Raw genomic sequence first — 12,196 nt, forward strand, 5'->3', positions numbered from 1 at the left:
CCGCCTTCCTCTTCATTTGTCCGCAAATACTCCCGCCGGAGGCTCCGGCGGGGGTTGGCGGGACTACAACCAGAATGCCTCCTGCACGGTTGCACCGCGCATGCCATCGGGGGTTTCGACCTCAAGCCTGGTGCCCGCGTCCCAATGGGTCATGCGCACCATGCCGATGGCCACGTTGGTTTTGAAATCGGGCGACCAGGCCGCCGATGTCACCTGCCCCACACGTTTGCCCTTGGCAAAGACCGGCCACGCGCGGTCACATCCGGGCACGGCATCGCCGTCAATCGCAATCGGGCGCACCTGCTGCACCGGCCCTTCCTTGGCCACCCGCAGCAATGCATCCCGCCCGATACAGCCGATTGCCGTCTGGGTGTCGCAAAACCGCCCCAGCCCGCATTCATGCGGCGTGTTGTCATCCGTCATGTCATTGCCGTAAGACAGCAAACCCGCCTCGACCCGCTCGATCCCGTTGGGGCACCCGGCCCGCACGTTCAGATTTTCTCCGGCCTCGAACAGCGCGTTCCACAAGGGCATGCCGATATCACTGCCCTCGACATAGATCTCGAACCCGCCCTGCTTGGAATAGCCTGATCGTGCCACGACCAGATCGCGCCCCTCGAACTGGTAAAGCCCGTAGCGGAAAAAGCGGATGCTGCGCACCGACTCTCCGAACACCCGTTCCATCAGATCGTCGGCCTTGGGCCCCTGCACCGCCAGTGGCGAAATATCGGGTTCATCCACCAACACGTCCAGCCGATAACCGTTGGCCACGCCCTTGACCCACAACAACAGGTCACTGTCGGCAATCGAAATCCACCAGCGGTCTTCCGTCAATTTGACCGCAACCGGATCGTTCAGCATCCCGCCAGTTTCATCGACGATGGGCACATAGTAACACTGCCCCGGCAGCATGCCGCGCAGATCGCGCGGCGTCAGCATTTGCATCAGACGCGCCGCATCCGGGCCGCGCAATTCCACCTGCCGCTCGCAGGCCACATCCCACACCTGCACGTGATCCTTCAGATGCCGGTAATCGGCCTGAACCGTCTCGAACATAGTGGGCAGCAACATCCGGTTGTAAACCGTGTACGCTTTCACGCCAGCGGCCTCGACGCCGTCGGAAAAAGGGGTGCGCCGCAAACGGCGGGAGGGAGAGATCAGGGCCATTATTCAGGTTCCGGCATAAAGGGAAGATCGGTATCGGACGTTTTCAGTCCTGCGGCGGTCATCATCGCGTGGATTTGCCCGCGATGGTGGGTCTGATGATTGAAAAGCTGCATCACACAGATCTCCTTGGGCTTTGTCAGTTCTTTTCCAACGGCGCCGGAAAACCATGTCAGATCGCCTTTCAGGTCGATATTGTTCAGCATTTGCGCCCATTGCAGAATCCGTCCATCGGTTTTGAACCGCGCGGCGCTCCAACTGGCAAAAGTGGGGTGCTGTACCAGTCCTTCCTTGGGGCCCACCGCAGGCCGATCGCCCCCGTCAAAGCGCGAAATCCACAGATGATCGCCCCAGACCAGATGATTGAGCGTCGCCATGATCGATCCGAAAAACGCGCCCCGGTCCTGATGCAAAGCCTTTTCATCCAGCGCCTTGAGAGTGTCGGTCATCTGTGTGTTCTGCCACGCATTGTAGCGCGCCATCGTGACGCAATACCCGCGGTCGATCATCACTTGGGGCCTTTCCAGTCGATCGGGCAGATTTCGGCCGACATGCCGGCAAAATCCCACACCCGCCCGTAATCGCGCACGCGGCTTTTCAGCCCCTTGGCGGCAATTATGTCCGGCCCCATCCAGTATTTGGAATTGCTGACCATCACCGGATGTTCCGGGCTCAGCCCCGCGATCATCTCGATCTCGCCCTGTATCTTGCGGCCGATATTGATCGACCGGCGATTGCCTTCGCGCACGATCTCGACCGGCGCCTTTTCCGCGCCGATGATTTCGGACACCAGCATCGTGAACAGGCCCGTCGTGCCGCCCGCGGCTCCGGAAAAGATTTGCAGGATGCCATTATAGGCTTTCTGGCTGGCACGTTCGTCGACATAAGCGGCGACCTTCCAGTTGCCCTCGCCCATGCGACCGGGAATATCCACCAGCAGCCCGACATTCAGACCACCCAGATCCTCGCCTTCGTAATGGCCCTCATCAATGGCAATCGCCATCCACGCGTGGCAATGGCCTTCGGTCGGCGGGTGTGCACCCAGTGAAACAACACAGGGGCAGAATACGGTACACGAGCAGTTCAGGAACAGCTCTCCCTTGATTGCCCATTCGGTTGCATTTGTCTGCCGCCGTTTGGGGTTGGGCATCCGCTGGTCGATCCGTTGCGATATTGGCAAACGATCCGCATCAGGTCTTTTGGTCGCCATGTCTCTCTCCCTTTAAATCAGTGTCGTGTACGGGGCCGCCATCACGGCGCATCCGCCCGCGATCAACGCAAATCCCATCGGTTTCGTCACATAATGCCCGATCTGGGGCAGTTTTTCGATCACCATGAACAGCGTCGCCAACCCCATCCACAACAGGCTCATCACCCCGCCGACAAAGCCAAGCACCATGAAGCCCCAGCAACAGCCCACGCAGAACGCGCCCAATCCCAGCCCCATACGCATGCCGCCGCCAAATCCGGTCCGCCAGTGGCCCAGAAAATACATCATCGGGCTGTGGCAAACGCCGTGGCATACCTCTTTGGCGCGGGTGAACTGGAACGCCCCGACCGCGATCAGCAATCCACCGGCAAACCAGTGCGATGTGGCGATGCCCAGCATGTCGATCGCGCCGGAAAACAGCAGCGCCAGTTGCACCAGCGCAATCAGCGCCGCAAACCCGACCCAGACCACGAAATAGCCCAGCAACACGCCCAGCCATCCGGCCCGGGTGCCTGTGGCGCTGGTCATCAGATCCTCGTAGCTGCGCAGGGTCGGCACCAGCGTCGGCAGCATCATCGCCGCCATCATGATCGCCCACATCCAGAACAGCGGGCCGAAAGTGGCCATCGGCATGTACATGTCCATACGCGGATCCATGCCCTGCATCGCCTGCCCCATCGGTCCCGGGCGCCCCAGCAGATCCAGATCCATATCGGCGCTCATGGAATACATGACCCACCATGCCGCCAGAATGGCCGCAAAAAATCCGATCCACAAAATATTGCGTACAGGTGTCAGGCTCACCGAATTCTCCCGCATGTTCGCCGACTCAAGGACTTGCCTTTTTAATGTCAGACATTTAATTGTCTGACAAATGAAAATTGATCCAGACAACCCCGCAGACCTGTCGGCCCAGATCGCCACCGCCATTCGCGACGCGATTATGTCCGGCGCGCTGATCGTTGATGCCCGCCTCCCGTCCGAGGCCGAACTGGTCGAACAGTTCCAGGTGTCGCGCCCCACCGTGCGCGAGGCCCTGAAACGTCTGGCGGCCCAATCCCTGATCCGCACCCAGCGCGGTGCCTCCGGCGGCGCCTTTGTCAACCGGATCAGCTTTGAAGACGCCTACAACCAGCAAATCACCACATCCACATTGCTGCTCAGCATGAACGCGGTCAGCTTTGAAACCGCGTGCGAAGCGCGTTACGCACTGGAACGCGCCTGCGCCCCGCTTTCGGCCACGCGCCGCAGCGCCGATCATCTGGCCACGATGCGCGCCGAAATCCACCGCCAGTCCCAGCCTGGCCTGACGGACGAGGCGTTCTGCGCCTCTGATGTGGCGTTTCACCGCGCGCTGGTCGATGGCGCAGGCAATCCCGTGCTCAGCTATCAACTGGCGGGCGCTGTCGAAGCGATGCAGCCCCTGATGAACATGATCACCTTTACCGCCCGCGACCGCGCGCGCATCGTGGCGCTGCACACCCGCATCGCCGATGCGCTGGAAACACAGGACGGCGATGAAACCAGCGCCGCGCTGTCCGCGCTCGAGGCCGAGACCCAGGCCCTGGCCCAAAGCGTCTTTGCCGCACGTAAAAGCGCGGGCGCACGCGAAAGCTAGGCCCTTGCCGCGCGCAGCACGCAGCGCTACCTGCATCTCATGACAGATACTCTCAACATCGTGGCCGCGCTTCTGACCATCGGCTTTGGGCTTTTCGGCTTTCTTGCGCCGCGCTTTACTGCCGCTGCGCTAGATCTGGCGCCCACCACATCCACCATGGGGCTGTCGGAAATGCGTGCTTCGGTCGGCGGGCTTTTCGTCGTGGCGGGTGCGGCCGCCCTGTGGATCGCAACGCCGCTGGCCTATGCCATGGTGGGGTTTTGTTTTGCCGGCGCGGCGCTCGGGCGCGGCCTGTCCCTGCTGCTGGACAGCCCGCCGCTGCGCAAGACCCTGCTGTTCGGCGGGATCGAAGCCGCACTGGCGCTGTGGCTCATCGCGGCCAATCTCTGACACCGCATCTTCATCTTTTCAAAAATACTTGTCGCGCTGCACAAGCAATTGAAACGCAACACGGGTTGTCTTATATAAAAACTGTCCTTCGGGACTATGAACATAAACGCGCTCGTAATACGCGGATCGGACCCGGGGGCGGTACCCGGCGACTCCACCAAAAACCCGTTCATTTGGCGGTCATGGGGTCGAAATAGGATCGACGAACGTCTAAAGGGGTTAGCTTTGTTTCGGCGGGGTGCCACCGTATCGGCCCGAAAAGTACAATTGCAAATGACAATCGTGCTCCGGTAGCCGTTGCTGCGTAAGCAGTAACCAAACCGAAACTTAAGCCCTTGCGCCTAGCAGCGTAAGGCGGGGTTCGCAGGCACCTGGCAACAGAAGCCTGCACTTTCAACATATTTTTTCGCCGGCGGCCCCGAACACTCACAGAAACGTGAAATTGGCTTGCTTGTCCCGTTTCAAAGTGAGCCTAAACTCTATTCAATGAAACATTTCATAGTCACTCTCACCCTCATTCTCTCGGCTCCGGTCGCGGCGACTGCTGCGTCCTCGCCGCCCGAACAGGGATGTGGCGGTCGCTGAACCTGACCGTCACAAGAGACCCACACGAAAGAAAAGCGCCCCGAGGTCCGGGGCGCTTTTCACGTGAATACATAAGCAAATAGGTCGAATTATGCCGCAGCGGCCCCTTTTCGGGCCTTGCGCCGGCCGGCAAATCCCAGACCACCGATCGCGGCACCCAGCATCAGAACCGAAGCCGGCAGTGGCACGGCCGATACTTGAATACCGTCAACGGAAAACCCGTCATTCAGGCTGTACTGGTTTCCGCCAAGGGATGAAAAATTGCCCAGAACGATATTGGCCGACGACATCTGCTGTCCGAAATCGATAACAACCAGCTTGGCGTTCCCGTCCGGCAGTTTACTGCCTGTGCGCAACTCTTCCACCATGCCGCCTGCACTGATCCGCAAAAACGCGCCCACATCGCTGGCATCGTTCAGGATAAAGGATATCGCATCGAATCTGGATCCGATGGACACATCCCAGGACATGCCCCAGGTGTCGTTTGAATCCAGAAACCACGAACCACCTGTCGGAACGGTGTTTTCACGCCCGAAAACGTTGCTATCGCGCAGGGCCAAAGTTTTCCCTGTGTTGCCCGGCAACCCTGTCACGGTACCACCGCCACCAGTGCCACCCAGTGTCGAGAACGTCCCGACGGCAGTGCCAAATCCGTTGGCCACTTCACCTTCACCCAGCGTACTGCCCAATTGCTCGAAATCCTCGCCCACATTGGAGGCCAGACCGAAGCCTGCGTTGTAAGACGCAGCATCAAAGATCGAAACTGTAATGGAAGAAGCTTGGGCGCTTGCAGTGCTGACCAGCACAATCGTAGCGGCCGAAACCGTTTTAAGAAAAGTCATGATACACACTCGCTAATAAACCAATTGTGGCAGAAAAAAGGAACCTGCATCAACCTGACAAGCCAAGGATCAGGAACATTCTGTTTCCGAAAACGATCCAAAGGGCCACAGCGGCGGCGGGCAAAGCCTTGCCGAGCCTGCATTTGTCCGTTCCGTTCCGCAGATTTCATCTGTAAACCATGCGCATACAAACAAAATTCCGGGCAGCGCCATGCATTTTTCAATTGTCATTCCGGTTTTCAACGCCGGATCGAAAATCGGAAAAACCCTGTCAGGGCTTCTGGCGCAAACCTCGGTTCTGGATGGGCGCGACAGTTTCGATTGCATCGTCGTCGATGGCGCCTCGAGCGATGACACGCTGGATCATGTGGCTGGCTTTCAGGACGACCGGATCACCGTGATCTCGGAACCCGACAAGGGCATGTAAGATGCGCTGGCCAAGGGTCTGGCGCGCACAAAGGGCGACGTGACCAGCTATTTGCCGGCGGGTGAAGTCTTTGATGAAAACGCTTTTGCAGTCGTGTCCGACGTGCTGGGCCGGTTTCCCGATATCAACTGGCTGACAGGGCGGTCCGTCACGCGCAATGCAGACGGCGTGATCACCGATTCCTTCCTGCCGCATCCGTTTCAACGGCGCTACATCGCCTGCGGCATGTACGGCACCCGCCTGCCCGCCCTGCAACAGGAAAGCACGTTCTGGCGGGCCTCCCTGACGCAGGAAATAGATCTGGATGCCTTGCGCCCACTGAAGCTGGCGGGCGATTACTTTATCTGGAAAACCTTTGCCGAAAATCACGATCTCTACGTGGTCAACAGCCATCTCGGGGCGTTTTCAATCGAACAGGGTCAGTTGTCGCAGCAGGTTCGCGGCGCCTATCGCAAGGAATTGCGCACCCTGCGCCGCCGCCCGACGTTTATTGAACGCGCAGGTGCGCTGGTCCACCGGTTGCGCACCAAGTACAGGCAACCAAGGAAAAACGCACCGCGCCTGATCCGCTATGATCACGGTGCAGCCTGCTGGGTGATGAAAAACAAAGGCTGACCTGCCCCTTGACCTGCGCCCTTTGATCCGGCCATCATGGCGCATGGGGTTCAACTGCGAACGCCCCGTGAGGCGCAAGCCGCAGGTTCGCATGTTTCCGCACAAAAAGGATGCATGCCATGGCTGCCCCCAATGAAATCACCCCGCCCCAACTTCTGCGCCTGATCGGAACACCCGATGCGCCCGTGATCGTCGATGTTTCGATCGATCCCGATTTTGCCGCCGACCCGTTTCTGATCCCAGGTGCCATCCGCCATCCCCATACCGACATTCCCGGCCTGATCGCCCGCCTGAACGGGCGCGCCTGCGTGATTGTCTGCCAGAAGGGCCACAAGCTTAGTCAGGGTATGGTCGCATGGCTGCGCAGCGCGGGCGTGGCCGCCGAATACCTGCAAGGCGGCAATTTCGGCTGGCGCGACCTGAAGAACGCGCCGCGTATTCCGGTTGCCGCCATTACTGTTTCAGCAGACCAATCCACGCTGTGGGTGACCCGCCACCGCCCCAAGATCGACCGGATCGCCTGCCCGTGGCTGATCCGCCGTTTCGTCGACAGAACCGCGCGGTTCCTGTTCGTGGCCCCGTCCGAAGTCGACGGTGTGGCCGAGCGCTATGGCGCAACGCCCTTTGATGTCGAAGATGTTTTCTGGTCCCATCGTGGCCCGCTATGCACCTTTGATACAATGCTGGACGAATTCGGTCTGCGCACGCCCGCGCTGGATCGTCTCTCAACCGTGATACGCGGCGCGGATACCAACGCCCACGATCTGGCCCCCGAAGCCGCGGGGTTGCTGGCGTTTTCGGTCGGCCTGTCACGGCAATACCGCGATGATACGACCCAGTTTGAGGCAGGAATGCCGCTTTATGATGCGCTCTATCGCTGGGCGCGCGATGGCGCGGACGAAGGCCATGACTGGCCCGCGGATCGCAATTCATGAACGCCCCCGATCTGTCCGAACTCACCCGCGTTGCCGCCCGGATCGGGCTGTTGTCTTTTGGCGGCCCCGCCGCCCAGATCGCCCTGATGCACAAGGAACTGGTGGAAGATCGCAACTGGCTGGATGAACCGACATTCCTGCGGGCGCTGTCCCTGTGCATGTTGCTGCCCGGCCCCGAGGCGATGCAACTGGCCACCTATGCCGGCTGGCGGCTGCATGGTGTGCGCGGCGGGTTGATTGCGGGTGGATTGTTCGTACTGCCCGGTGCGCTGATCATTGCGGCGCTGGCACTGGGGTATGCAACCTATGGGCAATTGCCGCTGGTGCAGGCGCTGTTCATCGGCATCAAGGCAACGGTGATCATAATCGTCTTGCAGGCGCTGCTCAAGGTGGCGCGCAAGGCGCTGACCTCGCGGGCGGCGTGGATGATCGCGGCGCTTTCCTTTATCGCGATCTTTGCCTTTGGTCTGCCGTTCCCGCTGATCATTGCCTGTGCCGCACTTTGGGGATACGCCACGGCCCGTGCAACACCTGTGCAGGCTCCGCCTTTGCCTGCGGCCACGACGCGACAGGGCCTGGTGCGCACAATCGCGATCTGGGGCAGTTTGTGGCTGTCACCTCTGGCCGTTCTTGCGCTGACCGGTCACAGCTTTCTGACGCAGCTTGGCCTGTTCTTTGCAAAACTTGCCGTGGTGACATTTGGCGGGGCCTATGCCGTTCTGGCCTATATGACACAAACCGTGGTGGCCGATTACGGCTGGATCACCACAGCCCAGATGATCGACGCGCTGGGGCTGGCCGAAACCACCCCCGGACCGCTTATTCTGGTGACCGAGTTCGTGGCCCTTCTGGCCGGTTTTTATCAGGGCGGATGGGGGATGGCGTTTGCAGCGGGCGCACTGGCGCTTTGGGTGACGTTCATACCCTGTTTTCTATGGATTTTTCTGGCCGGCCCTCTGCTGGATCAGATCGCGACACGCCCGCGTCTGGGCGCTGCCCTGACGGCCATCACCGCGGCGGTGGTGGGTGTGATCCTTAATCTGTCGCTGTGGTTTGCCCTGCATGTTGCATTTGCCGACGTAAATCAGACCGCAATAGGCCCGCTGTCACTGCCGGTGCCCGATCTTGCCACGCTCCAGCCTGTGGCACTGGCTCTGATGGGGCTGGCTGCACTGCTGCTCTTGCGCCTTGATCGGGGCCTGCCTGTGACGCTGGCAATCACGGCTGCCTGCGCCGGCTTCATTTCGGTGATCTGACCGGCGCAATTGATCAAGTGGTCTTTTGTTTCGGATCGAATCCCCTATGCTGGTTTCAACACCATTCAGAGGGTAAGCCATGACCCGTTCTATTGATTACGGAAACCTGATGCACCGCGCCATGCGCGGGCTTATCCAGAATGTATTGCAGGACGTGGCCGAGAACGGGCTGCCGGGCGAACACCATTTCTTTATCACCTTTGACACCGGCCACCCTGATGTCGAACTGGCCGATTGGCTGGCCGACCGGTATCCCGGCGAAATGACCGTTGTCATGCAGCACTGGTATGACAACCTTGAGGTGACGGACGAAGGGTTTTCGATCACCCTGAATTTCGGTGACGCACCGGAACCGCTTTATATTCCCTATGACGCGATCAAGACATTTGTCGATCCGTCGGTGGAATTCGGCCTGCGCTTTGAAAACCACGACGACGACAGCGCCAACAGCGATGTTCTGGCGCCTGCGACGCTGGAACTGGCGCAATCCGAGAAAGGCGACAAACCCGTCAAGGACAAGGACGCGGACGTGGTGTCACTCGACAGTTTTCGCAAACCCTGACAGGGTCGCGAGACTTACAGTCACCCGGTCATCTAGCCTTCGACGCGTTCCAGATAGGCGCCCAGTTCCCGGTGAACGTGGCCATCCCGCATGCTTTTGAATTTCAGTTCCAGCCCGCCTTCGACAAGGGTGCGGTCGAATTGCTGGATCTCGTATTCTCCATCGTCATAGACATAGAGGGAAAACACGGTCAGCGTATCATCCTCGATCCGGCCCCAGACATAGGGTTCTCCCTTCATCGGGTCCAAAGGCACGGCCTTGCCAAACACATTGTTTTTCATCGCCGCGCCATAGACGCCGTCCCGTTCGCTTGGCTGAAACTCGACCGAATAGGATTTCGCCTTAAGCGTCCCGTCAGCGCGATAGGTGCCGGTCGTCCAGTCGACGGTAAACCCCGCCTTTGTCGGCGCGATCTTTACATTCAGATCCCGCTGGATCGTCTTGCCACCCGACTCGAACGAAACCGAACCGGTATAGGTGCCGGCAAACCGGTCAATCTGATTGGCAAACGCCATCTGGGCGGCCATCGCCAACGCCAACGCCATGACCAGCCCCAAAATGCCAATCAACCGGAAACGTTCTGATCCAAAAACGGAAATCATCATGGTCTTCCTTTTCGTGGCGACATTTACACGCGGGATACGCATTTACAGCTTACACCTCTATATGTGGGGCCAGATCACCATCAAGGCAAGGGTGCTGTGCCCGCCCTGCGCCAATTGGCCCATATCTGCGCGATTGCCTTGATCCATCCGTATGGGTAAACCGCACCCAACACTGGAATTGGAGAATATGATGGCCCAGACCCGCACAGAAACCGACAGCTTTGGCCCACTGGAAGTCCCCGCTGACAAATATTGGGGGGCGCAGACGCAGCGTTCGATCATCAATTTCCCGATCGGCTGGGAAAAACAGCCCATCGCCATCGTGCGCGCCCTTGGGGTGATCAAAAAGGCCTGTGCGCAGGCCAATGTCGCCTCGGGCAAGCTGGACGCGACGCTGGGCAACGCGATCATTCAGGCCGCTGGCGAGGTGGTAGAGGGCAAATTTGACGATAATTTCCCGCTGGTCGTCTGGCAAACCGGGTCGGGCACCCAATCCAACATGAACGCCAACGAAGTGATCGCCAACCGTGCCATCGAGCTTCTGGGTGGCGTGATCGGATCGAAAGACCCGGTTCACCCCAATGATCACTGCAACATGGGGCAATCCTCGAACGATACGTTCCCAACCGCAATGCACATTTCAACCGCCATGACGGCCCGCGATGTCACCCTGCCCGGTCTGGAAAAACTGCATGCCGCGCTTCAGGCCAAGGTGCGCGAATTTGACGGCATCATCAAAATCGGGCGTACCCATACACAGGATGCCACCCCGCTGACCCTCAGCCAGGAATTTTCCGGCTATACCCATCAGGTCGCGATGGGCATCCAGCGGATCAAGGATGCGCTGGGGCGGATTTACGAACTGGCGCAGGGCGGCACCGCCGTGGGCACCGGTCTGAACACCGCCAAAGGCTGGGATACCACCGTCGCCGCGAACATGGCCGACATCACCGGGCTTCCCTTTATCACTGCCCCCAACAAATTCGAGGCACTGGCGGCCCATGATGCAATGGTGGAAATTTCGGGCGCGCTGAAAACCGTGGCCGCGTCGCTGTTCAAGATCGCCAATGATATCCGCCTGCTGGGGTCTGGCCCGCGCTGCGGTCTGGGCGAACTGATCCTGCCCGAAAACGAACCCGGCAGCTCAATCATGCCGGGCAAGGTGAACCCCACCCAGTGCGAGGCCCTGACACAGGTCTGTGCCCATGTCATGGGCAACGATGCCGCCGTCGGCTTTGCCGGATCGCAGGGGCATTTCGAACTGAACGTCTATAAGCCGATGATGGCCTATAACGTGTTGCAATCCATGCAGCTGATCGGCGACGCGGCCAGCGCGTTCACCGACAATCTGGTGGTCGGCTTGCAGGCCGATCCGGTGCGCATCGAAAAACTGATGCGCGAATCCCTGATGCTGGTCACGGCGCTGGCCCCGGAAATCGGCTATGACAACGCCACCAAGGTGGCCAAGACGGCGCACAAGAACGGCACCACCCTCAAGGAAGAAGCGATTGCACTGGGCTTTGTCGATGCCGAAACATTCGAACGCGTGGTGCGCCCCGAAAACATGATCGGGCCGAAATGACCACGCCGGTCAACCTGAACAAGGCCCGCAAGGCCCGCGCCAAGACGGCGCGCAAACAGGCGGCGGATGAAAACGCCGCAAAGCACGGGTTGACCAAAACCCAGCGTGACCTGAACCGCGCGAAGGCAGATCGCGCGGTCAGCCAACTTGACGCCCACAAGCGCGAGACATGAGCGCGCGGCCAAAAAAACGCTCTCTCACCTTGCGCGGGCACCGCACCAGCGTGTCGCTGGAAGATGAGTTCTGGACTGCCTTTGTGCAGATCGCGCAGGAACGAAACATGCCGATCAACGCGCTGGCCGCCAGCATTGATGAAGAACGCGGCACCGAAATCGGCCTTGCTTCGGCAATCCGTGTGTTCGTGTTAAAGGCACTAACCAACCGCTAGCTGATGGGTGGCACTCT

The 12,196-nt window shown here is 59.6% G+C and carries 16 protein-coding genes and 1 other RNA gene; 11 read left to right on the forward strand and 6 right to left on the reverse strand.

Annotated elements, in window-relative coordinates; all coding sequences use genetic code 11:
• Nucleotides 1–63: 63 nt before the first annotated feature.
• Genes C1J05_RS10905 through C1J05_RS10920 form a run of 4 tightly spaced genes read right to left on the reverse strand, consistent with a single transcriptional unit; the run spans nt 64 to nt 3,106 of the window.
• Nucleotides 64–1,167 carry a dimethylsulfoniopropionate demethylase gene (locus C1J05_RS10905; protein WP_114870274.1) on the reverse strand — a complete coding sequence of 368 codons (1,104 nt, stop codon included), beginning with the start codon at nt 1,165–1,167 and terminating at the stop codon, nt 64–66.
• The gene (locus tag C1J05_RS10910) at nt 1,167–1,673 is read right to left on the reverse strand and encodes a DinB family protein (RefSeq protein ID WP_114870275.1); all 507 of its coding nucleotides are present in this window, start codon (nt 1,671–1,673) and stop codon (nt 1,167–1,169) included. Before C1J05_RS10910 ends, C1J05_RS10905 begins: the two co-directional genes overlap by 1 nt.
• Nucleotides 1,673–2,374: a DUF1326 domain-containing protein gene (locus C1J05_RS10915; protein ID WP_114870276.1), complete on the reverse strand. Its 702-nt coding sequence runs from the start codon at nt 2,372–2,374 to the stop codon at nt 1,673–1,675. The genes C1J05_RS10910 and C1J05_RS10915 overlap by 1 nt, the downstream gene beginning before the upstream one ends.
• 12 nt (nt 2,375–2,386) lie before the next feature.
• Entirely contained in the window at nt 2,387–3,106 is a 720-nt protein-coding gene (locus C1J05_RS10920) for a DUF2182 domain-containing protein (protein ID WP_433990468.1), read from the reverse strand.
• 142 nt (nt 3,107–3,248) lie between these two features.
• Between C1J05_RS10920 and C1J05_RS10925 the strand changes: the two genes are divergently transcribed.
• The 3 genes from C1J05_RS10925 (at nt 3,249) to ssrA (ending at nt 4,774) form a co-directional block, all read left to right on the forward strand.
• Nucleotides 3,249–3,992, forward strand: a complete 744-nt coding sequence (locus C1J05_RS10925; protein WP_114870278.1) for a FadR/GntR family transcriptional regulator — start codon at nt 3,249–3,251, stop codon at nt 3,990–3,992.
• Between the two features lie 39 nt (nt 3,993–4,031).
• Nucleotides 4,032–4,382, forward strand: coding sequence for a DUF4345 family protein (locus C1J05_RS10930; RefSeq protein ID WP_114870279.1), 351 nt, complete (start codon nt 4,032–4,034; stop codon nt 4,380–4,382).
• Between the two features lie 44 nt (nt 4,383–4,426).
• Nucleotides 4,427–4,774, forward strand: a transfer-messenger RNA (tmRNA) gene (gene ssrA, locus C1J05_RS10935).
• Between the two features lie 282 nt (nt 4,775–5,056).
• On the opposite strand, the gene C1J05_RS10940 is transcribed toward ssrA, so the two are convergent.
• Nucleotides 5,057–5,809: a VPLPA-CTERM sorting domain-containing protein gene (locus tag C1J05_RS10940; RefSeq protein WP_114870280.1), complete on the reverse strand. Its 753-nt coding sequence runs from the start codon at nt 5,807–5,809 to the stop codon at nt 5,057–5,059.
• A gap of 211 nt (nt 5,810–6,020) precedes the next feature.
• On the opposite strand from C1J05_RS10940, the gene C1J05_RS10945 reads away from it, so the two are divergent.
• From C1J05_RS10945 to C1J05_RS10965, 5 genes are all read left to right on the forward strand, one after another.
• Complete coding sequence (locus C1J05_RS10945; RefSeq protein ID WP_114870281.1) at nt 6,021–6,236, forward strand: glycosyltransferase; 216 nt, start codon at nt 6,021–6,023, stop codon at nt 6,234–6,236.
• A gap of 39 nt (nt 6,237–6,275) precedes the next feature.
• Nucleotides 6,276–6,851: a hypothetical protein gene (locus C1J05_RS10950; protein WP_114870282.1), complete on the forward strand. Its 576-nt coding sequence runs from the start codon at nt 6,276–6,278 to the stop codon at nt 6,849–6,851.
• A gap of 119 nt (nt 6,852–6,970) precedes the next feature.
• The gene (locus C1J05_RS10955) at nt 6,971–7,786 is read left to right on the forward strand and encodes a chromate resistance protein ChrB domain-containing protein (RefSeq protein WP_114872272.1); all 816 of its coding nucleotides are present in this window, start codon (nt 6,971–6,973) and stop codon (nt 7,784–7,786) included.
• On the forward strand, nt 7,783–9,042 hold the full coding sequence (gene chrA, locus C1J05_RS10960; protein ID WP_114870283.1) for a chromate efflux transporter: 1,260 nt from the start codon (nt 7,783–7,785) through the stop codon (nt 9,040–9,042). The genes C1J05_RS10955 and chrA overlap by 4 nt, the downstream gene beginning before the upstream one ends.
• 79 nt (nt 9,043–9,121) lie before the next feature.
• Complete coding sequence (locus tag C1J05_RS10965) at nt 9,122–9,604, forward strand: SspB family protein (protein WP_114870284.1); 483 nt, start codon at nt 9,122–9,124, stop codon at nt 9,602–9,604.
• Between the two features lie 32 nt (nt 9,605–9,636).
• Here the strand turns inward: C1J05_RS10965 and C1J05_RS10970 are convergent, their stop codons facing one another.
• Entirely contained in the window at nt 9,637–10,209 is a 573-nt protein-coding gene (locus C1J05_RS10970) for a hypothetical protein (RefSeq protein ID WP_254684583.1), read from the reverse strand.
• Nucleotides 10,210–10,399: 190 nt separating this feature from the next.
• Here C1J05_RS10970 and fumC point away from each other — a divergent pair, with 190 nt between their 5' ends.
• From fumC to C1J05_RS10985, 3 genes are read left to right on the forward strand one after another with little or no spacing between them, the layout of a single operon-like run.
• A complete protein-coding gene (fumC, locus tag C1J05_RS10975) occupies nt 10,400–11,791 on the forward strand; it encodes a class II fumarate hydratase (protein WP_114872274.1) in 1,392 nt (463 codons plus the stop codon).
• Complete coding sequence (locus C1J05_RS10980) at nt 11,788–11,964, forward strand: DUF4169 family protein (RefSeq protein ID WP_114870285.1); 177 nt, start codon at nt 11,788–11,790, stop codon at nt 11,962–11,964. Before fumC ends, C1J05_RS10980 begins: the two co-directional genes overlap by 4 nt.
• Nucleotides 11,961–12,179 carry a ribbon-helix-helix domain-containing protein gene (locus tag C1J05_RS10985; RefSeq protein ID WP_114870286.1) on the forward strand — a complete coding sequence of 73 codons (219 nt, stop codon included), beginning with the start codon at nt 11,961–11,963 and terminating at the stop codon, nt 12,177–12,179. Before C1J05_RS10980 ends, C1J05_RS10985 begins: the two co-directional genes overlap by 4 nt.
• Nucleotides 12,180–12,196: the final 17 nt, after the last annotated feature.

It is taken from the genome of Sulfitobacter sp. JL08, assembly GCF_003352045.1.
Classification (GTDB): domain Bacteria; phylum Pseudomonadota; class Alphaproteobacteria; order Rhodobacterales; family Rhodobacteraceae; genus JL08.

Bases quoted from the DNA above. Each gene is read 5' to 3' on its own strand.
- fumC (WP_114872274.1), top strand. From the start codon at position 10,400: ATGGCCCAGACCCGCACAGAAACCGACAGCTTTGGCCCACTGGAAGTC.
- C1J05_RS10930 (WP_114870279.1), top strand. From the start codon at position 4,032: ATGACAGATACTCTCAACATCGTGGCCGCGCTTCTGACCATCGGCTTT.
- C1J05_RS10920 (WP_433990468.1), bottom strand. From the start codon at position 3,106: ATGTATTCCATGAGCGCCGATATGGATCTGGATCTGCTGGGGCGCCCG.
- C1J05_RS10905 (WP_114870274.1), bottom strand. From the start codon at position 1,167: ATGGCCCTGATCTCTCCCTCCCGCCGTTTGCGGCGCACCCCTTTTTCC.
- C1J05_RS10955 (WP_114872272.1), top strand. From the start codon at position 6,971: ATGGCTGCCCCCAATGAAATCACCCCGCCCCAACTTCTGCGCCTGATC.
- C1J05_RS10925 (WP_114870278.1), top strand. From the start codon at position 3,249: ATGAAAATTGATCCAGACAACCCCGCAGACCTGTCGGCCCAGATCGCC.
- C1J05_RS10910 (WP_114870275.1), bottom strand. From the start codon at position 1,673: ATGATCGACCGCGGGTATTGCGTCACGATGGCGCGCTACAATGCGTGG.
- C1J05_RS10945 (WP_114870281.1), top strand. From the start codon at position 6,021: ATGCATTTTTCAATTGTCATTCCGGTTTTCAACGCCGGATCGAAAATC.
- C1J05_RS10915 (WP_114870276.1), bottom strand. From the start codon at position 2,374: ATGGCGACCAAAAGACCTGATGCGGATCGTTTGCCAATATCGCAACGG.
- C1J05_RS10940 (WP_114870280.1), bottom strand. From the start codon at position 5,809: ATGACTTTTCTTAAAACGGTTTCGGCCGCTACGATTGTGCTGGTCAGC.
- C1J05_RS10970 (WP_254684583.1), bottom strand. From the start codon at position 10,209: ATGATGATTTCCGTTTTTGGATCAGAACGTTTCCGGTTGATTGGCATT.
- C1J05_RS10980 (WP_114870285.1), top strand. From the start codon at position 11,788: ATGACCACGCCGGTCAACCTGAACAAGGCCCGCAAGGCCCGCGCCAAG.
- C1J05_RS10985 (WP_114870286.1), top strand. From the start codon at position 11,961: ATGAGCGCGCGGCCAAAAAAACGCTCTCTCACCTTGCGCGGGCACCGC.
- chrA (WP_114870283.1), top strand. From the start codon at position 7,783: ATGAACGCCCCCGATCTGTCCGAACTCACCCGCGTTGCCGCCCGGATC.
- C1J05_RS10965 (WP_114870284.1), top strand. From the start codon at position 9,122: ATGACCCGTTCTATTGATTACGGAAACCTGATGCACCGCGCCATGCGC.